Here is a 24,046-nt window from a genome sequence, read left to right as displayed (position 1 = left end):
CCGGCAGCGGCGCTGACGGACGTCCACGCGCAGGGTCCGCGGTCGTACGCCCCCCTCCCGCCCCGGCGCGTACGGCCGCGGGCCCACGCCGGCGCCGGCACCAGGGCCACGGATCCGACCACGACCCGCCTGGCCTCCTCCGGTCAGCCGGGAAGCCGGTCCGCGGCCTCCGGGCCGCCGTCATCCCTACCCGCGGTCCCGGTACCCGCGGTCCCGGTACCCGCGGTCCCGGTACCCGCGGTCCCGGTATCCGCGGTCCCGGTATCCGCGGTCCCGGTATCCGCGGTCCCGGTACCCGCGGTCCCGGTACGGCCGGAGTCCGGAACCGGCACCGCCTGCTTCCCGTCCCGGTCCCGCGCAACCGCCCCGCTGCGCACGAGGAGTTGGAAGACCCCGAGCAGTACCGCCGTCGCCAGCGCGCTGTGCCACAGCAGCGCGTCCAGGTGCCCGGCCGACAGGTACGCGCCCGCGGCGATCGCGGCCAGTGCGCACACCGCGCGGTCCACGATGCTCTCGACCGACAGCAGTGTGGCCCGCGGGGCGTGTGCCGGCACCGCGTCGTTGACGAGTTTGCGCTGGACGGGGAACGCGAAACCGGTCGCGGCGGCGAACAGGCAGAGCAGTCCGACGACGACCCAGGGCCCGGCGAGCGTCATCGCCGCCAGGGTGCCCGCGAGCGCGAGACTGAGGACGGACACCCAGGCGACCGGCGGCAGCCGGCGGCTCAGCCACTGGGGGCGGGCCGAGGCCAGCGCCTCCGCCACCGTCATCGCGGCCAGCACCCCGCCGTGCGAGGCCTCGGCGATGCCGTGGTCCAGCAGGATCGGCTGGAAGAGGTTGACCTGGCAGATCCGGGACAGCGTGAACACCGCCACGCCCTGCACCATCACCAGGGATAGCCACCGCGAGGAGGCGACACAGCGCAGCGCGGTACCCGCGTCCCGCAGGAACGCGCCGCCCCGCCGTCCCCCCTCGGCCCGGCCCGAACCCGCGCCTGTTCCCGCGAGCCGGGGCAGCATCGCGGCGCAGACGAGGGAGCCCGCGGCGCTCGCGGCGCTGAGCACGTACGGCGCCGGGTGGGCGAGGGCCATCAGCGGCCCGACCAGCGGCCAGCACACCACTTTCGCCGCCAGTCCCAGGGCCCGTGCGGTGCCCTCCGCCCGCAGATAGTGCTCATCGCACCGCTCCGCCCGCAGCCCGTCGTACAGGTAGGCGCTCGCCGCTCCGGAGGTCAGTGACCGGCCGGCGGCGATGGCCAAAAAGTGCAGGAGGAATCCGGTGTAGGAGGCGCTGACGACCGGGACCAGGTTCGCCGCCGTCATGACCACCGCTCCGGCCCGCAGGCAGTTGCGGGTGCCGATCCGGTCGGCGATCAGCCCGGTCGGGATCTCCAGCAGGCAGAAGGCCACGTAGTAGATGCTCTGGATGCCGAAGATCTGCCCGTCCGAGAGGCCGGCCGCCTTCTGGTAGGCGTAGAAGACCGGCATCCACCACAGCAGGTTGAACAGCAGCTGGAAGCCGTAGTTGAGCCGGATGATCCGGCGGGCGGTGTCCGTCGGGCCCGCGCTCGCCCCCGTGCCGGGGCGCGGTGGGCCGGGACGCGTCCTCACAGCGCGTAGGGGCGGATCTGGACCAGCCGGAAGTCGCCCCGCTCGGTCATCAGCCACTCGATGTCGAGCGGCTTGTCCACGTCCGCCCCGCTGAAATGGGACTGCAGGAGCCGTCCGGTCAGGGACAGGTCGGCGAGCCGGGCGCGGGTGGCGGCGGGCAGCCCCTCGCCCCAGGAGCCCAGGGCGACGGTGCGGCCGCCGCCCTCCACGGTGTTGTACAGGTACTGCTGGGGCAGGACCGAGCCGTCGACCACCTGCTCGGGGGAGCCGGGGGAGCAGTTGAGGTAGACGTTGCGGAAGTCCTCCCGGCGGGTCGGATTGCAGGTCACCAGGACACCGCCCAGAACGGCCGGCACGTACTCCTGGATGATCACGCCCATGTAGGTGTCGTCGAGGGAGATGCCGACCTGGTGGCGCAGCCGCACGCTGCGGGGTGAGACCAGGGACGCCCACACCTGGCGTACGGCGTCCAGGAGTTCGCCGGTGCCGTGGACGGTGGTGACGGAGTCGTAGACGCCCGCCGCGGAGAACCCCGGGAGGTCCTCGGCGTTGGAGGAGGAGCGCACCACCAGAGGCCCGCGCGGGGCCGTCGCGGCGGGGAACGCCTGGTCGATCTGCCGGGTGACCGACTCGGGGACGGGCGTGTGCCGGATCAGGTGCTGCAGGTGCAGGCAGAGCGAGTCCAGGACGTCGGTGGCATCGAGTTCGAGCGCCAGCTTGAGTTTGCCGATGCCCTGCTGGAGGACGGGGGAGGAGGCGAGGAAACGCTGCTGGAGCGCGAAGGGAACCGCGACCCCCTCCGGAGCGCTGACCGCGCCGGCGACGAACTCCGCTGCCCTGGCGCGCAGTTGTCCGGCGGTGGGCGCGCTCAGGCCGAGCCGGGCCGCGAGGTGCCCGTAGAGGTCCTCACGCGGCGGCCGGGGCCGTCCGTAGAAGGACGTCAGATCCGCCGTACGGCTGTCGAGCACATGGTGCAGCTCACCGAGGTTGGCCGCCTTGGTGCCGTAGCGGTCGCGGTCGGCGCTGCGCAGCCGGTGCAGGGACAGCACGGGGGCGTCCTCGAGCAGCGGCGGTTCGAGGCGGATGCGCTGCTGATGCCAGGCCGGGGCCCGCAGTTCCGGTTCGTGGTCCAGCCGCCGCAGGGATATCTCGTCCTCGCCGACCCGGTAGCGCACCCACGCGCCGTCGAGGCCGTCCTGCTCGACGAGCTGTTCCAGGTCGCGCACGATCGCGTTGGGGATGCCCCAGCCGGAGGCGAGGACATTGGTGTGCGAAAGCGGCGTGATCGGGGCGGTGTTGACGAATCCGGCGACCCGCGGCACGTCGTCGGGCAGGCACGGCATCGCCACGATGTCCGACCAGCCCAGGCCCGCCTCCGCAGCCGCGTACTCCTGGTGCGTACGGAAGAACCGCAGCCGTCCGGTGGCCTCGCCGGGGTTCAGCGGCGTCCGCTCCCGGGACCCGAACAGCTCATGGCTCAGGATGCGCGGCACACGCTGTTCGCTGATCGCCGACAGCTCCTCCTCCTGCCCGTGGTTGGCGGGCTTGAGCAGCAGCGGCAGCCTGCTGTCGACCCGCGCACGCACGAACTCGTAGAAGAATTGCAGCAGTTCGCCGTGCATGGTGTCGGCCTCGGTCGTCTCGAGGACGAGAAACAGCCGCTCGCGGCCCTCCGTGTCCTGCTCGCTGTGCAGGGACAGCACACCGAGCAGGAAACGGCGCCCGGGGTCGGTGTAGACGGAGGCGTTGAACGCGTCCAGGTCCTCGTCCAGCGCGGTGAGGTCCATCCCCAGCACCCGGGTCGCGACGTAGTTGACGTGGAAGGGGTGCGCGCTGGTGTCGAGCACGTGCCAGGTGTTCTCCACACGGTCGACGACGACCTTGAGATAGGGGTGACCGGCCAGCACCCCCGACAGTGTCCGGAACAACGGCAGGGAGAGGTTCTCGCCGACGACCGTGCGGTCCGTGGCCGGCTCGGCGGCACCGGTGACCAGCGGGGCGCTCATGCCGGGACCTCCTCGCACCGCGCGGCGGGCAGCACCCGGGGCAGGGCGTCCACCAGGGCCTCGAAGTCCCGCAGCACCGTCTGCGGGTCGGCGGCGAACAGCAGACACAGCGCGGCCATGGTGTTGGCGCCCGCAGCCGGGTCGTAGACCGGTACGACGCTGCCGTCGGTCAGCGAACTCTCCGCCACCACCGACAGCTCACTGCCCCGGCTCAGCGGCACGTTCGAGGCGACCACGGGAAAGTCCCAGACCCTGCGGCCCTGCCAGGCCTCGCCCCGCCCGTCGACCGCGAGGACGACCAGGGAACCCGCCGCACCGCGCGCCTGCGCGGGCGTCAGAGCCTGCTCGGGCCACGCGACCGGCCGCCCCAGGAGGTGATCGACGAGCATGCCGATCAGATCCAGCCCGAAGACCTCCTCGATCTGCGGCACCGTCATCGCACCGCCGAACCGGGCGGCCGTCTCGATCAGCCACATGCTGCCGTCCGGACCGAGCTTGATCTCGGTGTGCGTCCCGCAGTCGCGCAGGCCCAGAGCGTCGACGGCGCGACGGGCCAGCGCCACGACCCGGTCCTGCGCGGCGGGGGAGAGCAGGGCGGGGGTGATACCGGCGCGCTCGGTGAACGGCTCGACGGTGGGCATCCGGCCGCTGAGGCAGACGGGGTGGAAGACACCGCCTGCCACGACACCCTCGACACTGAGGTAGTCGCCCCAGCCGGGCTCCTCGAACCAGTCCGCGGCCGAACCGCTGACGATCTCCTCCACCACGAAGTCCGCGTCGGCCGCAGCGACATGAAGCTCCGCGAATCCCAACCGGGCCGACTCCGCCATGACTTCACGCGAACGGGCCCAGGCTGCGGACGCCTCACCGGGGGAGCGAATGATCTGGTGCGCGGTGGACCCCGCGCTCCAGGCCGCCTTGAGCAGCAGCGGGCAGGACAGGGAATCCACCGCCGCACGCAGGTCCGCCTCCGTGGCGACCGCACGGAACGCGGGCTGCGGCAGACCGTGCTGCTCCCAGGTGCTGCGCATCAGCCGTTTGTCGCGGGCGAGTTCGACGGCGCCGCCCGCGCCCGCAAGACCGAGCTTCTCGCAGGCCGCGGCGACGGCCACGACCGCGTACTCGGAGAACGTGAGCACCGCGTCCGCGCCCACCTCCCTGGCCCGCGCCACGATCAGGGACACCAGGTCGGAGCATTCCGCGTCGCCGGGCGTCACCACCGAGGCGCACAGTCCGGCGGCGGCCCCCGTCACGGCAGGCGGAAGAGCGCTGAGCGCCAGCAGGTGCACGTCCGCCTTCGCCGCCGTCCGCGACAGGACATGGCCGAGCGGCGGACCACCCTTGGCATGCACCAACAGCACCGTGCTCACAGAAATCCGTCTCCATTCACTCATCCGGTACGGACCCCTGCCCGCACCGCTGGTGCGGTGGCGGGCCCGGGGAACATCGCGTGCGGGTGGACGCCGGAAGCGTGTTCACCCGCACACTCAAGGGGACCAGGCGGCACCCGCCGCCAACACCGCACAGGGCGCCCGCCGTTCAGGCAAATGCCTGAGTCGCGCCACCGTGCCGGGCCGCCCAGCGCGATCTGCGCATACGTGCCGAGTCCTGCGGAGCGGGTGAAGCCGCGCCCCGGCCCGCGTACGCAGCCGCGAACCGCCCCCGCGCCCGCCCGTGGACCAGCCCCTCGGCCCACCGTCCACTTTCGGCACTTCGGCCGGGAACGGAGCTTGTGCCGGACCGGGCGGGATATCCAACGTCAGGTGACTGTGCGTCAGCCAGTCGTATACGGACGGAGACCGCTGTGGACGATCCCAGCCCCAAGACACTGCTCGAGCACCTCCCCGTGGTCCGGCATCACCCCGAGCACCGCGCCCGCCTCTGCACGACAGAACCCGACACCCACGCCGCGGTGCCCCGCGGCTACACCGCCTTCGCGGACCTCGTGGACCTCGCCCCGGCCGCCGCCTTCATCCGGGACCGCCACGGCCGCTACCTGTGGGCCAACCACGCCTACGCGCACCTCTACGGCACCGTCCCCCGGCAACTGGTCGGCAAGTACATCGAGGACTTCGACACTCCCGCCGAGGCCGACCGCTTCCGCGCCCTCGACCAACAGATCCTCACCCGGGGCACGCCGGTGCGCCACACCCTGCGCTACCGGCGCCCGGACGGCAGCACGGGCCGGGCGTTCGGCCACCGCTTCCCGGTACGGGAACACGCCCGCACCTGCATCGCCGGGATCTACGTGGACATCACCGACCACCTGCGCGCCACCGCTCAGCGCCAGGAGGCCGAGGAGAACCTCAGCGCCCTGCGCGACCACAGCGGACTGCCCTGCGCCCTGCTGTCGGCAAACGGGCGCGTGATCGAAGCAAGCGCGGCAGCCGCGGAACTCTTCCACCTCAGCCTGCCCGACCTGGTCGGCCGCCGCGCCCACACCCTGCTCGCCCCCGAGCCCGCCCCCGGCCTCGACACGCTGCGCCACCGGTGGAACAGCCTCATAGCCCGCCGCACCCGGCGCGTGGAGACAACCGCCCTGCTCGTCGACCCCCAGGGGCTGCAACGCCGCGCGGAGCTCCACCTGACGACAATCGGCCATTCCACCAGCCGGGCCCGCCACGTCTGGGCCGTCGTCACCCACCAGAGCCTCGCCCACGAGGCCCACCCGCCGCTCACCGCCGCACAGATCCGCATCCTGTCCCTCCTGGCCCAGGGCAGCAGCAACAGCGACATCGCCACCTCGCTGAAACTGTCCCGGCAGACGCTCGACTACCACCTCAGCCGCCTGCGGCAACTCCTGGGCGCCGCCACCCGCCCCGCGCTCGTCGCCCGCGCCTACGTCCTCGGCATCCTCGCCCCCCACGCATGGCCCCCACGCTCCGCCACGGCGGCCCACCCGCTCAGCACCGCCTGACCCGCACGGCCACCGGCCCGCCAGACGCCGGGCGGAACCCGGCCGCGCCGCACACCGCATTCCGGTGGGCGTACCTGCCCCAACGGCGCCACGGGGGAGAACTCCCGCGGCAGGCAAGCGGCGTCACGCCTCCGCACGGCTCACGCGGTCGGGGAGGATGGGCGTCGACACGGGGAGCGGAAGGGGACGGCGGTCATGCGCAGAACTGAGGGACCTGGGACCACGGGCATAACGGCGGCCGTCGCCGTACTGGCCGCCGTGCTCACGGCGGCGGGGTGCGGCGCGGACTCCGAGCCGGCCGCCTCCCGCAGCACGCGCCCCGCCGGCACGGAGCGCCCCGCCGGCACGGAGCGCCCCGGCGGCACGGGCGGCCCGTCGAAACCCTCCACGGTTTCCCTGGCCTGGGAGTTCGAGCACATCGAGGAGGGCAGCGGCAACCTGGTGGATGTCGCCGCCCTCGCCGAGGACGACATCTGGGCCGTCGGGAGCGGCCACACCGCCGAGTCCCGCCCGTATCTGCTGCACTTCGACGGTACGCGGTGGAAGCGTGAGCCGGTCCCCGAGGCTGTCGGCGCCGTCGTGGCTCCCCTCGTGCTCGAAGAGATCGGTGACCAGGCCCTCTGGCTGGGACAGCAGTCCTCTGGGCAGGACACCGCCGAGAACTCCTGGGCGAGATGGGACGGCACCCGCTGGTCCGCGGTTCCGGATCCCCCGCCGGGCCCGGTCATGGACCTGGAGGCCGCGGGCCCGGACGACATCTGGGCCCTGCAGACCGGAGAGCAGTCCGCCCGGCACTGGGACGGCACCGGCTGGACCACGACCCGGCTCCCGTACCGCACCACCGACCTCGCCGTCGCGGGACCGCACGACGTCTGGGCGGTCGGCAGCCGCTCGACGGGCCCGGGCACCGAAGAAGCCTACGGCCTGCGCTACAGCCAGCCCGCCTCCATGCACTGGGACGGCACGAGCTGGAAGCCGGTCAGGACTCCGCAGGCCCGCTTCGACGAACCCCTCCCGCCGGAACCCAGCGCCGAACTCGTCCAGGTCTTCCCGCTCGACAGCGGCGAGGTGCGCGCGTACGGCACCAACACCTTCAACCACGGCGAGATCGACGACGAACCCGCGGACCAGTACCTGCGACTGCGCTGGGACGGCTCGAAGTGGGCCGAGCAGGAGCCGGCGCCCGGCGAGTGCGCCGTGCGGACCCCGGTGGGGCAGGACGACAAGGGACTGTTCCTCCAGGGCAACTGGTACCTGACCGACGACGGCGAGTGCGTGAAGGTGGAACGCCACCGCCTGCCCACCTCGACCGGGGCCCGCGAGGATTCGCGTCAGTCGCTGTGGCTGTCGCAGATCCACCGGGTGCCCGGCACCGGCACGTGGCTGGGCGCCGGACACGTCCAGGTCAACCAGTCCGGCGCCCCCTTCGGCGCCCCCGTCGTCGTCCGCCTCGTACGCGGCGGCTGACCTCGCCGCCCACCGGGTCACCGGACGCGGACCCGCACCGTGGGAAGGGACACCGCCGGCGTCGGCAGCGTTGCGTCCGGGACCGCACCGGAGGCGTGGCCCCGGTGCGAGCGGGCCGGGGGAGCGGGGGCCGACCCGTTGCCCCGCCATGCCGGCAGCACATGCCGGGCGTGTCAAACACTTCCCGTGCGTGCTCCACCAAAAGTGGTGAACTCCGCAGCCCAGAAGGGCGATACGCCCGAATCGCCCCCCATGATGGCGTCGTCTCACCCACCCCCTCACGAGGAGTACGTCCATGTCTGAGACGACCGAGCCCAACGTCGGTTCGTTCACTCTCGGCGGTCCGCTGACCGCCGGACCCGCCGGGACCGCCGAGGTACCGGAGCACGAGGAGTGGCCCCTGCCGAACGGCTTCGCGTGGGTGTTCCTCGGCGAGGGCAACCGCAGTCTCACCCGGCCCGTGATCATGGCCGACGGCTTCAACCTCGGGCGGAGCAGGCTCGACGTGCTCTACCAAGGGCTGGAGGGCGGCGACTTCGCGTTCATCAGCGAGCTGCGCCGACGTGGCAGGGACGTGATCCTGCTCGGTTTCGAGGAGCGCAGCGCCTCGATCCTGGACAACGCGGAGACGGTCGTGGCCGCCGTCACGCAGGCCACCGGAACGCAGCAGGGCGACGACCGTCTGGTCGTCGGCGGCTTCAGCATGGGCGGCATCGTCACCCGCTACGCACTCGCCAAGATGGAGAAGGAGCACGTCGACCACCGGACCGCGCTGTACTTCTCCTACGACAGCCCCCACCGCGGCGCTTCCATCCCGGTCGGCGTGCAGGCGTTCTCCCACTTCATCCCCTTCGCGAACGACTTCGCGAAGCAGATGAACAGCCCGGCCGCGCGCCAGATGCTGTGGCGGCACTACGACAAGGACACCGGCAAGATCGGCATCGCGCCGGAGCGCACGGAGTTCCTGGCCGAGCTGGAACGGGTCGGCGACTGGCCCGCGATCCCGATGAAGATCGCCGTGGCCAACGGCCGGGCCGACGGAATCGGCCTGCCGGACGTGAAGCCCGGCGATGTCGCGCTGCGGATCGACCGGATCTACCCGGGCACCGCCTTCTACGCCCAGGCCCAGGGCGACGACGTCACGGCCGCGTACCTGAACCGCCGGTTCCCCAAGGCCGAGAAGACCATCACGACGAACGGCTTCCCGGAAGTCGACGGCGCACCGGGCGGAACCCTGCACACGTACAAGATCCTCGCCGACACGATCAAGAAGCTCGGCGGCAAGGCGGATCTGCGGCACGAGGACGTCTGCTTCGTCCCCTCGGTCAGCGCGGTCGCGATCCGCAACATCGACGAGCAGGACGACCTGTACGCGAACATCCACGAACTGAACCAGGACGAGAGCGAGCTGGACGAATTCGTCTGTTCGTCCACGACCACCGCACACACCGCCGTCACCGAAGAGCTGTGCCGCTGGCTCATGGAGCGGCTCCCCCACTGACCGAGACCCGGACAGGTACCGCCGGACAGCCGGGAGCCCTGGGCGGGGGCCGCTACTCTCCCCCCCGGCGCCCAGGGCTCCCGGAGCGTACGGGCCGTCTCAGCGCCTGCCGGCGCTCAAGGGCGCCCGTACCGCTCGCACTTGTAGTACGTGATGTTGTCGGGTGCGCCACCGTCATCGAGACAGACGCGTACGACGGCCGCACCGCCTTGGACATCCGCCTCCACAGGGAGCGTGAACTCCCTGCTCGTGCCGCACACCCTCTCGTCACTGAAGCCTCTGCCCAGTTCGGCATTACGGGTGGTGAGGGTGAACGCCGAGGTGCCCCGGCAGTAGTCCACGTCCACGGACCTGTGTACGCCCGTCAAGGTAACTGAGCGGGCGTACCAGGTGATGGTGCCCCTCGTGAAGGTGTTCCCGACGGTCACGTCGAATTTGCTGGTCGGGTAGGCGGACGCCTGGGCGGTGGCGGCTGGCGCGCTCAGCAGCGTTCCTGCGGTGAGTGCGACGCCGCAGAGCATGGCCGCGAGACGAGTACCCAATGAGGTCTCCCAAAATTGATGGCCGGCTGTTCAGACACGCTCCACTCCTCAGGCTGCGTGTCAGGAAGTCCAGAGGACCTCGAACCCGTCGACGCGGCCAGGCCCTTAAGCCACGGCTTAAGGGCCCCGGCCCGCTGCGCGGTACTACCGGTTCCCGTCCAGCAGTTCCCGGCCCAGGGCGGTGGCCATGTGCAGCACGGAACCACCGCGCCGGCTGGTGGTGATGAGGCGCGCCTCGCGCAGCGCCCTGGTGTGCTGGCTGGCGGCCGCCGGCGACACACCGAGACGCGCGGCCAGTTCGGTGGTGCTGCAACCGCCGGCGGCCACGCGCAGCGCGGTGGCCCGGGTACGTCCGAGCAAGGCGCCCAGGGGATCGCCGCTCACGGCGCCCCTGGGGTGCCACAGCGCGGCGCCGGTGGCCGCGTCGGTCACCGCGGGCACGGTGAGCCGCGGCACCGACGCGTCGTCGTACGGGTCGTACAGCAGACTGAACGCACGCCAGGAGAACAGCGTCGGCGCCAGGATCAGACCTCTGCCGCCCAGATGGATCTCGACCGGGCGGGGGTGGCGTATCTCCAGCACGGGCGGCCGCCAGCGCACCAGCGAAGGGCTCAGAGCGGCCAGCAGAGCGTCGACTCCGCCTTCCAGGAACGTGCGGGCGTACTGCGCCCGTACGGCCTCCAGCTGTGACCGGAAAGCCGCCCAGTACGGCGCGACGGCCACCCGGTGACAGGCCACGAGGCCGGCCGCCAGCAACCGCCGGGCATCCACGTCCCCGTCGGCGAGGGCCCGCGCCCACGGCATGTGGGCGGGGCCGACGGCGACGGGTTCCAGTTCGCGGCGTACCAGGGTGCGCGGTGCCCGCAGCAGAGCCTCCACGGCGTGGTCGATGTCGGGCGAGTCACCTGCCAGCGCCAGCAGGTCGAGGCCCGGGCCCCGGGCCGGCAGCAGCGCGGTGAGTGGCCCGGCGTCCTGGCCCAGCCGGCCGGCCACCGTGGCGCGCCACCGCTGGAAGGGCAGCGGGAGCGAGCGCCCGCACAGCATCTCCAGGCTGTAATACGTCTCCGCGGCGGCCCCGATGGTACTGGCCACCCGGGTGCGGGCGAGATCCTCCGCGGTGAAGTGGATGCGCAGCACCACAGACCCCCGTCACGCAGCGGGGGACACCCTCAGGTGCGTGCGGTGCCGGTCCCGGCTGCCGCCTCGGTGGCGGCCGTGCAATTGTCGGACGGGGCGAGCGGTACCGACAACGCCCTTTCCGGACCTTTCGCCACGCGGTGTTCCAAGGCTCCGGGTTCGCGTGAAGCGCACGCATCCCGCCGTCCGCCGGGCGGACTTCGCGCTCGGGGCCGGCGGTGCTGCGCGACCGCTCATCAGGGACGGCCCGGCATGGTCCTTACGCTGGTGCTCGTGACGGCACAGGGGCGGGCCGCGCCGGGCCGTACAATCCCGCGAATGCCGACACCACGCGTCACCAGCAGGGTCGCACTCCTCGCCGTCGTCGCGCTGCTCGCCGGATGCGGCACGCAGGGGCCCCACCCGGCCGGTCCGACGCCGAGTGCTTCCCGCGCCGGTGAAGCACCCGTCCACGGGGCCTGAGCGTACGAGTACGTCTCCGACGTCGACCGCGTCGGCAATCAGGTGCTTGACATCGCCGCCGTGTCCCAGCGCGAGGCCTGGGCCATCGCGTCGCTCCAGGATGCCGGCGCCTCCGCCCCGCCGATGCAGATGCTCCGGTTCGACGGCTCACGGTGGCAGCCGTACGACCTGACCTCCGATCTGCGTGACGCACTCGGCGGCGGCACGCTCAGTTCGACGACCCTGTACGCCGGCGCGGGCAGCGCCTGGCTCTTCGCGCGCGTCAGCCACGGGCCGGGCACGTACCCCACTGCGATCGCCGCCCGGTTCGACGGCACCCGCTGGCTGGCCGTCACGCCGCCCGGAAGAGGCGACCTGACCGGTGTCGCGGTGCTCGGGTCCTCCGACGTCTGGGCGCTCGGCCCGCCCAGGCAACGGACGGCCTGGCACTGGGACGGGCGCGGCTGGACCGCCACCCGGCTGCCACTGGAGGCACAGGCCATCACGACGGAGACCGCCGGCGGGGATCTCCGGGTGGCGGGGAACGTCCCCGACCCGGAGGCGGACCTGGCGGACGAGCCGGATCCGGACCACCCGACATGGCGCCCGCTTCGGCTCGCGGCCGCGCGCTGGGACGGGCGGCAGTGGCGCGAGGAGCGGATGCCGGACGTCGAGACGGCGGACGCGAGGTTTCCCGGCTGCCGGACGCAGGTGCACACGCTCCTCGCGCGGGGAGCCGACGACGTGTGGGCCATGGGGATCGAGTACGGCCCGTACACCGGCACCGAATACGCCCCTCCGGGCGACCGTCCCTGCGCTCTGCACTGGGACGGCAAGCGCTGGAACAAGTCGCACGCACTGCCTGCGATGGTCCTCGACGCCAGAAGGGTACGCGGCGAGAACGGGAAGGTCAGCCGCATCGCACGGCCGCCCTACGTCCCCGGGACCACCGGGAAGGTCACCGAGGCCGACAGGAAACAGGCGTTCCGGCTGACCGGGATCGTCCCGGTTCCTGGGACCGGTGAGGCCTGGGGCGTCGGCGCGGCCGAACTCGGAGCGTCCGGCGACGCCAACTTCAGCCGCGCCGTGATCGTTCGGTACCGGCCCTAGCTCAAGCCCCGCCCTGCCCCGAGGCGACCTCCTTGAGGTCGACGGTGTCACCGGCAGCGGGCCTCTCGGGGTTCACGGCCTTGCCGTACTCGCTGAACGTGGCGGTGTTGGGGCTCTTCCCGCCGCTGGTGGTGGTTCGCAGGATGTAGGGCTTGCCCTCGGTGGCCACGAACAGGCTGAGCGTCTCACCGCCCGCCGACTTCTTGGTCAGCCGGATGGCCTTCTTGCCGTCCACGGTCGTCGTGGCGCCCTTCTTCAGCCCCTTGCGCTCGGACTTGTCCTCGTCCATCGACGCCACCAGCCCCTGCTTGTCGCACAGGCCCTGCGTCATGGAGTCGTCGGCGGGAGCCTTCACCCACTTGTCGCTCACCTTCGGCACGATCCTGTCGCCCTGGGGCTGGTCCTTGAGGGCCTTCTTCCAGTACGCCTCGTTCCCCCGCAGGTACAGCGTGGCGTTCACGTGGCGCACGTCGGCCGTCGTTCCCGCCGTCTTCACCGTGCCCTCGCAGTTCTTGCGCTGGTCCACGGAGAGATCCACGTCGAGTGCCGCCCCGTTGGCCTGCCGCAGGTTGCCCTGCACGTGCATCGAGTCGGCCTGCTCGGTCGCCTTGACCGCTTCGGCTGCGATCCTGTCGGCGCTCTTGCCCTCGAACGGCTGCTCCTTGGAGTCGGAGCCGGAGCCGTTCCCGCATCCGGTGAGGACCAACACCGCAGCTCCCGCTAAGGCGGCCAGCGCTGACGTCCTGTTGCCCATCAAGTTCCCTCCCATGAGGCGCAGTTGCGTCCCCGTGCACCTACGACCCCTGCGGCCGTAGATCACCCCGGATACCCAGCGGATCGGCCTACTCACAGGAAGAAGAAATTCCTCTTGTTCCGCGTCGTCGACAGGGAACGGCTCACGGCGGGGAAGAGCGGCCGAAACGCAGAGGACGTCATCTCACCCGGGCACATCCGCGCGGGGCTGACGCTGTCTCACCGGAGAGGCCGTTCGGGGATCTTCGGAAGAACCTTCTCGGCGATGCCGCGCAGAGCGCTGTCGTCCGGGAGGGCTCCGGACGTGCTCCACACGGTGATGTCGCAGTAGCCGCCCCGGTCATGACGGTCCAGGGCCACGGACAGCGTCCGGGCCAGGGGGCCCTGTTCGACGGGTCCGCCGGACCCGCTGCTCCCGAGATCGATCTCGAACTTCATGGTGTGGTCCGAGGACAGGACCGCGGGCCGGCCGAGAACGGTGAGCGTCTTGATGTCCCTCTCGTTCCCGAACTTCATCAGCTTCACGTACTGGCCGGTCGTCAGATGGTTGTAGGTGGCCGAGACGTTCACGGTGTACGTGTCGAAGGCGACCTCGGCCTCCGGTTGGGCGACCCTCCCATCGGTGAGGGGAGCGGTGTTGTTGGTGCCGGAAGCGATGGTCGCGGTCTCCTGGGGCGTTCCCAGGAGTTCGGCCAGGTCTGGGCGGTTGAGTGCCCTGCACAGTTCCTCACCGGTCACCGGGTGCGGTGTGTCCTTGTAGACCTTCGGAAGCTTCTCGTGGGACCCGCCCGAACACGAGGCGGCCTTCGGGGAGTTGTCGTCGGACGGTGTGAAGCGTGGTGCCAGCCACAGTGCCGCCGCGAGTGCCCCGAACACGGCCACGGCCGCCACGGCCTGGCCCCACGCGTTGTGCTCCTTCTCCGCGGTGTCGGGGCCGGGAAGGGGCTCGGTTCCGGCCTGGGCCTCGAATCGGGGCGCGGGCTGCGGCTGTGGTTGCGGCTGGGTGCCGGCGCCGGCCGCCGCCCCGTCCGCGGAGGCCGCCGGACCCGGGTTCCGGCGTGCGCGCAGGGCCCGGACCACCGTGTGGACGCGTATCGCGGTGAACACGAGGAACACCGCGCCGAGACCGGCCGCGACCCGATCGTGATCACGTACGGCGAGATACGCGATGCGTACGCCGAAAACGGACCCGACCGCGATGAGCAGGGGCTCGCGCACCCAGAACGGCAGGAGACGGATGAGGAAACCGAGCATCCGACGATCTCACCAGGTCAAGATCACATTCGCTGTGATGGAGGCCACAGTTCCGGGCACGTGCCCGGACGGACGCCTCGCGGGTTCAGCTGCCGCGTGGTGGCCTCCAGCAGCTCATCCAGCACCGCGTCGTGCGTCGGCCCCCGAGGCCGGGCCAGGCGCAGCACCCGTTCCGCCTTCTTCTGCTCCGTCGAGCGCCGCGGCGGCCACTGGGCCGATGCTCGCCATGGGCCGGGCCCTCATCAAGTGGAAGTGGTGTGCCGGTACCCCGTGGACCCGTACGGCGCCGTCCACGTGCCGCTGCCATTCCTGCGGGGTGTGGGCTGGGTCGCGCCGGTGACCGGGGATCGTCTCGTCCGCGGTGAACAGCAGCAGGTCGCCCCGGAAGACACCCGGCACGAACGTGCTCATCAGTTGCATGTTGGTGCGTACGACGTCCATGAGGGGGAAAGCCGACCGTCCCTGGAACAGGTGGGCGGGCAGGCCGGTCTCGCGGATCAGGACCGCCGTCAGCAGGTCGGCATCCGGGGTGTCACCGGTGTCCGTCGTCTCCCCGATGCCGGCTGGGGCGGTGGTGCGCAGGAAGCTGCCGTCCACGCCGGCGAGGCCGTCCGTCTCGTCCTGGAGGTGGGCCACGAGCAGTTGCAGCCACTGTCGCCGGTTCAGCTCGGGCAGAGCGGTGAAGGCCCTCCTGTTGTCCGGGTAGGCGTCGAGCACCGCGAGCACACCGACACGGTCGCCCTCGCTCTGCAGCAGGGTCGCCATGGCGTGGGCGACGATGCCGCCGAAGGACGCGCCCAGCAGGTGATAGGGGCCGGCCGGCCGGACCGAGCGGATCCGCTGTACGTAGTCGGCGGCCATCTCCTCCACGCTGGCCGGCGGTACGGCGCCGGGGTCGCTCAGCCCCCGCGCCTGAAGGACGTGGACGGGCCGGTCCGGCCCGAGGTGGCGCAGCAGGCCGGCGTAGGGCGTGCCGAGGCCGGTGCCGGCGTGTACGCAGAACAGGGGCGGCCTGTCGCCCCCCGCGCGGAGCGTGAGCATCGGGTCGAGCCGGTGGCCGGGTTCCGGTCCGTCGGGGGCCCGTCGGAAGAGCGGCTCCTCCCGGCGTTCCGGAAGCGCTGCCGTCCTTCCCCGGTCCTGGCTGGGGAGCCCCACCCCGCGCGGGCCCCCCAGCCGCTCCGCGAGCTGCGCGACGGTGGGCGCCTCGAACACGTCACGAACGGACAGCTGTGCACCGAGCGTCGCGCGGACGCGTGCCGCCAGGCGGGAGGCGAGCAGCGAGTGGCCGCCGAGCTGGAAGAAGTCGTCGTCGACGCCTGGGGGGCCGATGTCGAGGATCTCGCCGAAGAGCGCGCACAGCCGCTCCTCCCGTTCGTCGCGCGGCGAACGGGAGCCGGCCGTGGCGGGTTCCACGCGCGGCGGCGGAAGGGCCTTGCGGTTCAGCTTTCCGCTCACGGTCAGCGGGAGCGCGTCGAGCACCACGAGGGTGGCGGGCAGCATCGGCTCCGGCAGTGTGCGCGCCAGTCGGCGGCGCACCGCCGCGATGCCCACTCCCCCTGCGCCGGCACTCGTCGTCCAGGCCCCGGTGAGGTACCCGACCAGTTGCTCGCCCGCTACCGCTGCGGCGGCCCCGGTGACACCGGGCAGAGTGCGCAGGGCGGCCTCGACCTCGCCCAGTTCGATCCGTACGCCGCGCAGTTTCACCTGGTCGTCGGTGCGGCCGAGGAAATCGACGCTGCCGTCCGGCAGCCACCGGACCAGATCACCCGTGCGGTACATCCGGGCGCCCGGCTCGTCGAAGAGAGGCCCGAACGGATCGGCGGGGAACCGCTCCGCGGTGAGACCGGGTTGGCCGACGTAGCCGGAGGCCAGCTGCGCGCCCGCCAGATACAGCTCTCCGGGCACGCCGGGCGGGCACGGCTGGAGGGCGGCGTCCAGGACGTAGAGCCGCGTGTTCCACACCGGCCTTCCGATCGGCACCGGCCCCCGGGCGCCGGGCACGCACCGGTGGTGGGTCACGTCGACGGCGGCCTCCGTGGGCCCGTACAGGTTGTGCAGCTCCGCCCGCGGCAGCAGCGCGTGAAACCGGTCGGCCGTCCCGCGCGGCAGCACCTCACCACTGCTGAAGACGCGCCGGAGGTCCGCGCAGCGGGCGGCGCCCGGTTCGGCGAGGAAGGCGTCGAGCACGGACGGCACGAAGTGGGCCGTGGTGATGCGGTGTTCGCGCAGGACGCGGGCCAGGCAGGCGGGGTCGCGGTGGCCGCCGGGCCGGGCCAGGACGAGCGTGGCGCCGCTGATGAGCGGCCAGAAGAACTCCCAGACGGATACGTCGAAACCGACCGGTGTCTTCTGCAGGACCCGGTCGTCGCCGGTGAGGGGGTAGGTGTCCTGCATCCACAGCAGCCGGTTGACGATGGCCCGGTGGGGGACGGATACCCCCTTGGGGCGCCCGGTGGAGCCCGAGGTGTAGATCACGTACGCCGGATCCCGCGGGCGTGCGGCGGGCAGCGGGCCGGATGCCGGGCGGGACACCCCGGGATTCCCAGTCCGGTGGTGGAGCGTGCCGTTGCTCTCCGGGGCGTCGATCAGCAGCCGGGGTACGTCGTCGCCCGGGAGGAGCGGCGCGGCGGCCGCGTCGTCCGACCCCGTGATCAGCAGCGTCGGCTCCGCGCCGGAGAGCATGCGGCCCCGCCGCTCGACCGGTTGGTCCGGGTCCAGGGGCAGGTAGGCGGCTCCGGTCTTGAGCACGGCGAGCAGCGCGACGACCAGGTCCGTCCCTCGCGGCAGCCCGACGGCGACGGTGCGCCCCGGGGCGGCGCCACGGGCCGCGAGCAGGCGGGCCAGGCGTCCGGCGGCGGCGTCCAGCTCGGCATACGTCATCCGCCGGGCGCCGGTGTCACCGTTCTCGGCGACGAGCGCGAGGCGGCCGGGGGTGCGCCGTGCCTGCGCGGTGAGGAGCTCCGTCAAGGTGGTGTCGGGCACGTGACGAGCGGTGTCGTTCCACTCGACCAGCACCCGCCGGCGTTCACCGGCGGAGAGCAGGTGGGCGTCGCCCACGGTGCGCTCGGGGCGGGAGGTGTCGCAGAAGGCGGCCAGCAGCGTGGCGAAGCGGGTCCGGTGCCCGGCCAGGTCGTCCTTGGTGTACAGGTCGGCACTGGCGTTGAGGTCGATCCGGATGCCCGCGCCGTCCGAGATGTCGTACGCCATCACGGCGAGGTCGTCGACGACCCCGTTGGACATGTTGTGGGCAGTGACCTGGTGTCCGGCGAATGTCACGTCGTGCGCGGGCATGATGTTGACCTGCGGGCCGACGAGGCCGCGTCCGCTGTCCGGCAGCCGCAGGTCCCGGGCGAGGTCGACACCGCGGTAGCGCTGGTGGCGCAGCGCGCCGCGGACCTCGCGCGACACCTGCCTGAGCAGCTCCCGTACGGGCATGTCCGCCGACACCTCCAGGCGCAACGGCACGACGTTGGCGAACATGCCCGGCATGGCGCGAAGGGCGGCGTCGGTGCGCGCGGTGACCGGCAGTCCGATGACGACATCGCGTTCCGCGGTGATCCGGTGCGTGTAGGCCGCGGTGGCGGCGATCACCATGGCCGACCAGTGCGTCCCGGCGTCCCGAGCCGCACCCCGCAGCTGCACTGCCTCCGCCCCGGACAGGTGAAATGTCTCGCGCAGGGCGACCGGCGAGGGGGTGCCGCCGGGGCGCCGGGAGAGCCGAGGCGGCTCGGGACGGTGCTGGAAGCGGTCGGTCCAGTACGCGCGGTCCGCAGCGCGTTGCGGCGATGCCTGGTATTCCGCGTCGCGTTCGAGCAGCGACCGGAGCGAACCGAAGGATTGCCCGGGCAGGGCGGCTTCGTCGACCAGGGCCGAATACAGTTCGGCGACCCGCCGCGCCACCAGAGCGGACCCCGCCGCGTCCGTGATGATGTGGTGGACACCCTGGTACCAGGCGTACTGATCCGGTGCCCACACGAACAGGGCGTAGGAGAACAGTGGTCCGCGCCCCAGATCCATCGGGCGCCGCAGTTCCTCCCGCATCCACTTCTCGGCGGCGGCCTGCGGGTCCGGCTCACCGCTGACATCGATCACCGGGAACGGCCAGTCCCGCACCGGCTCGAGCACCTGCCACGGGACCCCGCCGACCTCCTCGAACCGCACGTTGTACGGCTCGGCCTCCGCCACCGCCCTGCGCAGCGCCGCCTCGAACAGACAGGCGTCCACCGGGCCTTTGATCTCCAGATATTCACCCACACGAAACGCCGCGCCGTGCACGTGCTTCTGTTCGCTGAACCAGATCTCGCGCTGGCTGGTCGACAATGGCAGGCGCATTCCATGGAGGCCGGACGGGGCGAGAGGATCGGGTCGCACGTTTTCCCCAAAGGCTGGTGGATCGAAATGTCTGACCATGCGGTGGTGGTATGGCGGCGGACCCTGGCGGGCGGGCCATGGCGGCCTGCCCGCGAGGATCCGTGGTGTTGTCATGACGGAAGCAACGATGAGCAGCCATGGCAGGTGACGGCCGACGCCGTCCTCCCCCCGAGGAGGTGTCTGAACCCCGGCGGGCGCCCACCGCGCTGCCGCGCCGGAGCCGCTGCGGATTGCCCTGGAGCTGTAGCCCTTGTAGCCCTTGTGGCCCAGGACGTGGACGGGTCACACGCGGGGGCGTCCCGCCCCCTCCACCGGCTGGGCCGCTGACGCACAACAACCTGCGCCCTGGTGACTCCATCCGTGCGTACCTCGAGCAGCCCATGGCCCCGGACACGGTCAAGCAGCTCGGCGGCAATATCGTGATGGGGATACCGTTCGGTGTGCTGCTGCCGGTACTGGTACCCCGAACGCGAGGACTCGTCCGCGTGGCGGCGGCCACAGCTCTCGTGATGATCCTCGTCGAACTCGTCCAAGGCGCCCTCATCACCGGGCGCGCCTTCGACGTCGATGATGTGGTGCTCAACACCACGGGTGCCCTCATCGGTTACCTGCTGATCGGCCGTCGGATGGGTCTCGCAGTGCATCCCCGACGCCGCCACTGGTGGCACCGGTTCACCCAACGCCAGGTGACTGCCGAAGACCCGGCATAGGACGGCTCGCTCGCAGGAGGCCGTCTCCGTCCCGGACAGCCTCGGCAGTGACGCGGTCAGCTCCCCGGCCGGCGGCACGGTCCGTAACCCCCCCCTGCTGCCACAGCCCCCTCCAGTGCCCTTTCCTCCTTCCTGTCCGGCGCCCTGGCCCGCTACAGCTCGAACTGCAGGTCGACGAGGTCTTTGAGTTCCACTTCGAGGCCGTGGGCGCGGCGGCCGCCGTCGCGGAAGTACACCTCGCCCAGCGCCTCGGCCGCGACCTGACGCAGCTCGTCCTCGTCGACCCCGGCCTCCCGGGCTGCAAGGAGACGAGCGGCGTGGCGGGGCGGCAGGGCGAGGGTGAGGTGACGCACGCGGGCCTGGTCGGTGCTGCCGGGAGCGGCGGTGTAGCCGAACCGGGCCTGGACATCGATCATGATGCCGCTCGTGGTGGCCGCGGCCTCCTTCGCCCTGGCTCTGATCTGCGGCTGCCAGCGCGTGCGCACTTCGCGTTCGAGGCGCTCGGCGAGGTGCGGCCGGGGCTTTTTGATCTGGTTCCTCACATACCGCTCGACCGTGCGCTGGCTGATGCCGAGCAGCTCCGCCACGCGCCGGGTACTGTGCTGGTGCGCTCTGAGCAGGTAACGCATCTGCGCCCCCGCGGACTTGGGGACAGGGCGCGTGAACGCGCCCTGCAGCGCCTTGTCGAGTTCTTCCCCGACGGTGACCATCGCCCGTGACGCTCCCTATTCTCCGGTGTCCTTGGCGCTGACTTCGCCGGTCTTGATGTAGCGGGCGAGGTTGGCGACACGGCCGTCTCCGTCGAGCTGTTCGAGGACGTCCGCGCCCCACAGCACGCTCCGGGTGCCCTCGTGCTTGACCATCCCGGGCGACACCCCGAGCCGGAAGCTGCCCGGCACGGTCTTGCCGTCGGCGCCGTAGGGCAGGACGTCCAGCGGGCTGGGCCCGTCGGCCGCGTACACCGCGCAGTCGGAGAGGACCGCGACCGGATACCGCCCGGTGGCCGCCGCCAGACTGAGCATCTTGCGGTGCATGTTGATGCGGGCCCGGGAAATGACCGTGGCGCGGATGTCCGGGCGCCAGGTCGGGCGGGCGAGAGCGGGCCAGGCCTGCCCCGGCTTCCAGCCGCCGCCGCGCGCTTTCTCCTGCAGCTTGCCGATGCCGCCCTTCACGGTCATCTTGACCGCGTCCACGACGATGCCCAGCTCCGGATCACGCTGCTTGTAACCGTCCATCGCCGCCAGGAAATCGGCCGGGGGCAGCTTCTCTGCGACGCCGAGGTCCGCCATGGTGGCGACGTAGGCGTCGCGCAGCCGCTTGTACCAGCCGTCCAGGAACCGGCCGCTCTCCCGGCGCACCCACGCCTCCAGGGGCGCGACGTCGTAGCCGAGTTCGACGGCGTACGCCACGGTGGGCGTGGCGTACCAGGCCGGGCCGGTCGGGCGTTCGCCGGTCGGCGTGAACGGGCTGGGCAGCAGCGCGGCGTCGACGTCGCGCCACTGCTTGGCGACCTTCACCCGGGCCAGGTCGACGTGGGAGAGGTCGACCAGCCAGGAACCGGGCACCGCCGCGTCGAAGGCGGGGCAGGTGAGGTGCACGGCAGGCGTGGCGAGGCCGACGACCGCGCCGTTGGCGGCCGCACCGAAGGCGAGGTTCACGTCGATGCCGACCAGGTGCCGCTTCATGCACTCGGCGTCGGTCAGGTCCCGCGCCCAGTCGTAGGCCTCCTCGAACAGCCGCTCGTCGGGCCCGCGGACGTGGAAGCGGGGCAGGTGGGCCAGGACGGGGTGCCCGTCGGTCGCCTCGCACGGCGCCGGGTCCACCGGCTCCGTACCCAGGGACCCGGGCCGGTGCTCCCGGTGCCGCTTGCCGTTCTCGTCCGGCTCGCTCGCGCGGGTCGGCGGGCTGAGCGCGGTCATCAGCTGCAGCCCCGTCACAGCGGTGGAACCCACCGGCGTCATCACCCGGGCCGCGTACACCCCCAGCACCCGGGCCAGCTCCGCGGGCTCCAGCTGCGCGGCATGTCCCCAGGCGCGGCCGTCCAGGGCACGCCAGGAGGGGACGCACAGCTGCACACACTGCCGGCGGCTGCCCTGGGCGGGGCGGTAGATCCGCGCCCACGGCCCCAACCCCCGTTTGGTGAGCTGCCAGTCGGCGCGCTGGAGCTGCTTGATGACCTTGTGCCCCTCCGGGAGCCGCCCGGCGAGCCGCTCGCTCTCGGACAGGACGGCGGGCAGGCCGTAGCGCTCGCACGCCGCTTCGGTGAGCACCAGCAGCGGATCGCCGTCCTTCCCCGAGCCGTGCAGCTTCTCCGACCCGAGCTGCGCCTCGGAGAGCGTCCACTCCACCAGAGCGGACAACGACTTTGCGGGCACGTCCAGGATCAGACCGCCGACACCGTAGCCCGTCACATTCCGCTCGGAGTCGGCGTCCAGGACGAGCAGCGGCCCGTGCGCGTACGCCCCGCCGGGCGTGGGGGTGGTCGCCGGGGCGGCCTTCTTCGTAGCCGGGCGCCGCGGATCCGGGGCCCGTTCGGCACGCGGCAGCGACCCAGCGGCCGGTGCGCCGACCGCCGCCGGGGCAGTGGCCGGGGGCGCGGCGGGGGATTCCTTGGCCACCGGTACGGCAGCGGCTTCCGGCGCCCCGCCCGTGGGCCGGGGCCGTGCTGCGGGTGGGGCGGGGGTGACGGTCTGCGCCGCCGTGGTGTCCGTGTCGTTCTGCGGGGCGCCGGTGCTCTCGGGGGCGGGGTAGAGCTTGGCGAGCTGCTGGAGCAGGCGCGCGTACGCCTCCCGCTCCGGGGGCCGCGGTTCGGCCTTGCCCGTCTCCCAGCCGCCGACGGTCGCCCGCCGCACGCCCAGGGCAGCGGCCACCTCGTCCAGGGTGAGCGCGTGCGCCTGGCGCAGCCGCCTGCGCTCGGCCGGCGGCGGCAGCGGGGAACGGGACGCGACCAGCGCGTCGACCGCGTCGAACAACTCGGACATGGGACACCTCCGTCCCGCACCTTACCCGAAAACACCCTTGACGCGTACGAATAGCGTACTGATCACGCACATTCAGCGTACATCCCGCGTCCTGCGGTGATAAAGTCATACGCCGGCGGTCCTGAGCGGATGTCGTTGGGGCGGGGTCGACGTGCAGCGCGAAAGAATGCGACGTGTTCGAGGGGGAGCGGTGGCGGCAGCGAGTGACGGCTGGGCGGGCATGGGCTGGGACTGGACGGATGCCGACGGCATCCGCCGACGCCTGGACCAAGGAGCCGATCCGGAGAGCTGGAACGGGAGCAGGCCCCTGCATCGGGCAGCGGTGTTCGGCTCCCCGGAGGTCGTCGCGGAGTTGGCCCGCCGGGTTGCGGATGTGGACGCGCTGGAGAACGGGGTGACGGCATTGTGGGAAGCCGTCGTGTCCAGGAAGCCGGCCAACGCACGGGCGCTCGCCGCCGCCGGGGCCGATCCCTGGCGGCTGTCGCTCGGCGGCTGGTCACCGGGGCGGCTGAGCCTCGCCGGACCGACGCCCGAGCTGTTCCCGGTACCGGAAGGGGTGACCCTGACCGACGCCGAGCGTGCGGCAGCCCAGGAGGCCCATCGGCTCACCACGGCACTGGGCGAGTTCTATGACGACGGTATTGGGCTGGCCTGCGTGGCCGGGATCGACGCGGCCGAGGCGGTGCGCCGTCTCGAGGCGACGCCGGTGGACGGCGAACTCCTCGATGAGCTGGAGGAGTTGCTGGAGGAACCCTACGTGTACGACGCGGACGAGAGCCTGCACATCGTCGGCGTGACGTCCGTGCCGGGCGGCTGCGTCGTCACCCAGCCCTGGGGGTACGCGCCGAGCATGCCGGGCGTGCTGGCCCGGCTGTCCGCCGGCACTCTCTGCTACGGCCTCTACGCCAACCCCAAGAGCGGCAACCAGGGCAGCATCGCCCGCCATGGAACGATCGAGGGCTCGGACCTGCACCCGGGCGGAGGACCGGACGAGGACGACAGCCCGGGGGAGGTGCTGGCCTCGTACCTCTACCTGCACGACGCCGTCGCCTACGCCTGCGCCTTCGCCGGACTGCGCCCCGCCGACAGGCGCGCCGTGACCGGACCGCCCGACGTGTGGGTGGAACTGCCCCGACGCGACTACTGGAGTCACTGACTCGGATTTCCGGACCACCGCTCGGTGGCGTGGAGGTGAGAAACGCGAGCGGCCATCAGGTGGACCCCGATCCGCGGACCGGCAGGGTCC

General features: G+C 72.1%; 17 protein-coding genes. 7 read left to right on the top strand and 10 right to left on the bottom strand.

What is annotated here, in order from left to right:
• Positions 1–143: 143 nt before the first annotated feature.
• Genes ACFYP4_RS29055 through ACFYP4_RS29045 form a run of 3 tightly spaced genes read right to left on the bottom strand, consistent with a single transcriptional unit; the run spans position 144 to position 4,986 of the window.
• Positions 144–1,610, bottom strand: coding sequence for an MFS transporter (locus tag ACFYP4_RS29055; protein WP_388789380.1), 1,467 nt, complete (start codon positions 1,608–1,610; stop codon positions 144–146).
• On the bottom strand, positions 1,607–3,616 hold the full coding sequence (locus ACFYP4_RS29050) for a PEP/pyruvate-binding domain-containing protein (protein ID WP_358850540.1): 2,010 nt from the start codon (positions 3,614–3,616) through the stop codon (positions 1,607–1,609). Before ACFYP4_RS29050 ends, ACFYP4_RS29055 begins: the two co-directional genes overlap by 4 nt.
• Positions 3,613–4,986 (bottom strand): ATP-grasp domain-containing protein, encoded by a 1,374-nt coding sequence (locus tag ACFYP4_RS29045; protein WP_358850539.1) that lies wholly within the window; start codon positions 4,984–4,986, stop codon positions 3,613–3,615. Before ACFYP4_RS29045 ends, ACFYP4_RS29050 begins: the two co-directional genes overlap by 4 nt.
• A 434-nt stretch (positions 4,987–5,420) precedes the next feature.
• Here ACFYP4_RS29045 and ACFYP4_RS29040 point away from each other — a divergent pair, with 434 nt between their 5' ends.
• The 3 genes from ACFYP4_RS29040 to ACFYP4_RS29030 all read left to right on the top strand — a co-directional run bounded on the left by ACFYP4_RS29040 (position 5,421) and on the right by ACFYP4_RS29030 (position 9,501).
• Positions 5,421–6,533 (top strand): PAS domain-containing protein, encoded by a 1,113-nt coding sequence (locus ACFYP4_RS29040; protein WP_358850538.1) that lies wholly within the window; start codon positions 5,421–5,423, stop codon positions 6,531–6,533.
• 195 nt (positions 6,534–6,728) lie between these two features.
• Positions 6,729–8,000: a hypothetical protein gene (locus tag ACFYP4_RS29035; protein WP_358850537.1), complete on the top strand. Its 1,272-nt coding sequence runs from the start codon at positions 6,729–6,731 to the stop codon at positions 7,998–8,000.
• A gap of 295 nt (positions 8,001–8,295) precedes the next feature.
• Positions 8,296–9,501, top strand: a complete 1,206-nt coding sequence (locus tag ACFYP4_RS29030; RefSeq protein ID WP_358850536.1) for a hypothetical protein — start codon at positions 8,296–8,298, stop codon at positions 9,499–9,501.
• A 116-nt stretch (positions 9,502–9,617) separates the two neighbouring features.
• Here the strand turns inward: ACFYP4_RS29030 and ACFYP4_RS29025 are convergent, their stop codons facing one another.
• On the bottom strand, positions 9,618–10,043 hold the full coding sequence (locus tag ACFYP4_RS29025; protein ID WP_388789374.1) for a hypothetical protein: 426 nt from the start codon (positions 10,041–10,043) through the stop codon (positions 9,618–9,620).
• A gap of 144 nt (positions 10,044–10,187) precedes the next feature.
• Complete coding sequence (locus ACFYP4_RS29020; protein ID WP_388789371.1) at positions 10,188–11,180, bottom strand: ArsR/SmtB family transcription factor; 993 nt, start codon at positions 11,178–11,180, stop codon at positions 10,188–10,190.
• 318 nt (positions 11,181–11,498) lie between these two features.
• Here ACFYP4_RS29020 and ACFYP4_RS29015 point away from each other — a divergent pair, with 318 nt between their 5' ends.
• Both ACFYP4_RS29015 and ACFYP4_RS29010 read left to right on the top strand, forming a co-directional pair.
• Entirely contained in the window at positions 11,499–11,642 is a 144-nt protein-coding gene (locus tag ACFYP4_RS29015; protein ID WP_358850533.1) for a hypothetical protein, read from the top strand.
• 60 nt (positions 11,643–11,702) lie between these two features.
• Entirely contained in the window at positions 11,703–12,731 is a 1,029-nt protein-coding gene (locus ACFYP4_RS29010; RefSeq protein ID WP_388789368.1) for a hypothetical protein, read from the top strand.
• A 1-nt stretch (position 12,732) separates the two neighbouring features.
• Here ACFYP4_RS29010 and ACFYP4_RS29005 read toward each other — a convergent pair whose 3' ends face one another.
• The 3 genes from ACFYP4_RS29005 to ACFYP4_RS28995 form a co-directional block, all read right to left on the bottom strand.
• On the bottom strand, positions 12,733–13,440 hold the full coding sequence (locus ACFYP4_RS29005) for a hypothetical protein (RefSeq protein WP_388789365.1): 708 nt from the start codon (positions 13,438–13,440) through the stop codon (positions 12,733–12,735).
• 263 nt (positions 13,441–13,703) lie between these two features.
• Entirely contained in the window at positions 13,704–14,738 is a 1,035-nt protein-coding gene (locus ACFYP4_RS29000; protein WP_388789362.1) for a DUF6215 domain-containing protein, read from the bottom strand.
• Between the two features lie 114 nt (positions 14,739–14,852).
• On the bottom strand, positions 14,853–19,058 hold the full coding sequence (locus ACFYP4_RS28995; protein WP_388789359.1) for an amino acid adenylation domain-containing protein: 4,206 nt from the start codon (positions 19,056–19,058) through the stop codon (positions 14,853–14,855).
• A 188-nt stretch (positions 19,059–19,246) separates the two neighbouring features.
• On the opposite strand from ACFYP4_RS28995, the gene ACFYP4_RS28990 reads away from it, so the two are divergent.
• On the top strand, positions 19,247–19,819 hold the full coding sequence (locus ACFYP4_RS28990) for a VanZ family protein (protein WP_388789356.1): 573 nt from the start codon (positions 19,247–19,249) through the stop codon (positions 19,817–19,819).
• Between the two features lie 152 nt (positions 19,820–19,971).
• Here ACFYP4_RS28990 and tpg read toward each other — a convergent pair whose 3' ends face one another.
• Positions 19,972–20,529 carry a telomere-protecting terminal protein Tpg gene (gene tpg, locus ACFYP4_RS28985; RefSeq protein ID WP_388789353.1) on the bottom strand — a complete coding sequence of 186 codons (558 nt, stop codon included), beginning with the start codon at positions 20,527–20,529 and terminating at the stop codon, positions 19,972–19,974.
• 15 nt (positions 20,530–20,544) lie between these two features.
• On the bottom strand, positions 20,545–22,800 hold the full coding sequence (tap, locus tag ACFYP4_RS28980; RefSeq protein ID WP_388789350.1) for a telomere-associated protein Tap: 2,256 nt from the start codon (positions 22,798–22,800) through the stop codon (positions 20,545–20,547).
• Positions 22,801–22,990: 190 nt separating this feature from the next.
• Here tap and ACFYP4_RS28975 point away from each other — a divergent pair, with 190 nt between their 5' ends.
• Positions 22,991–23,956: an ankyrin repeat domain-containing protein gene (locus tag ACFYP4_RS28975; RefSeq protein WP_358850525.1), complete on the top strand. Its 966-nt coding sequence runs from the start codon at positions 22,991–22,993 to the stop codon at positions 23,954–23,956.
• Positions 23,957–24,046 lie beyond the last annotated feature (90 nt).

This window comes from Streptomyces sp. NPDC005551 (assembly GCF_042871785.1).
GTDB lineage: Bacteria > Actinomycetota > Actinomycetes > Streptomycetales > Streptomycetaceae > Streptomyces.
Note: the sequence above shows the minus strand (reverse complement) of the source record. Positions and strands in the feature narration are given on the sequence as shown.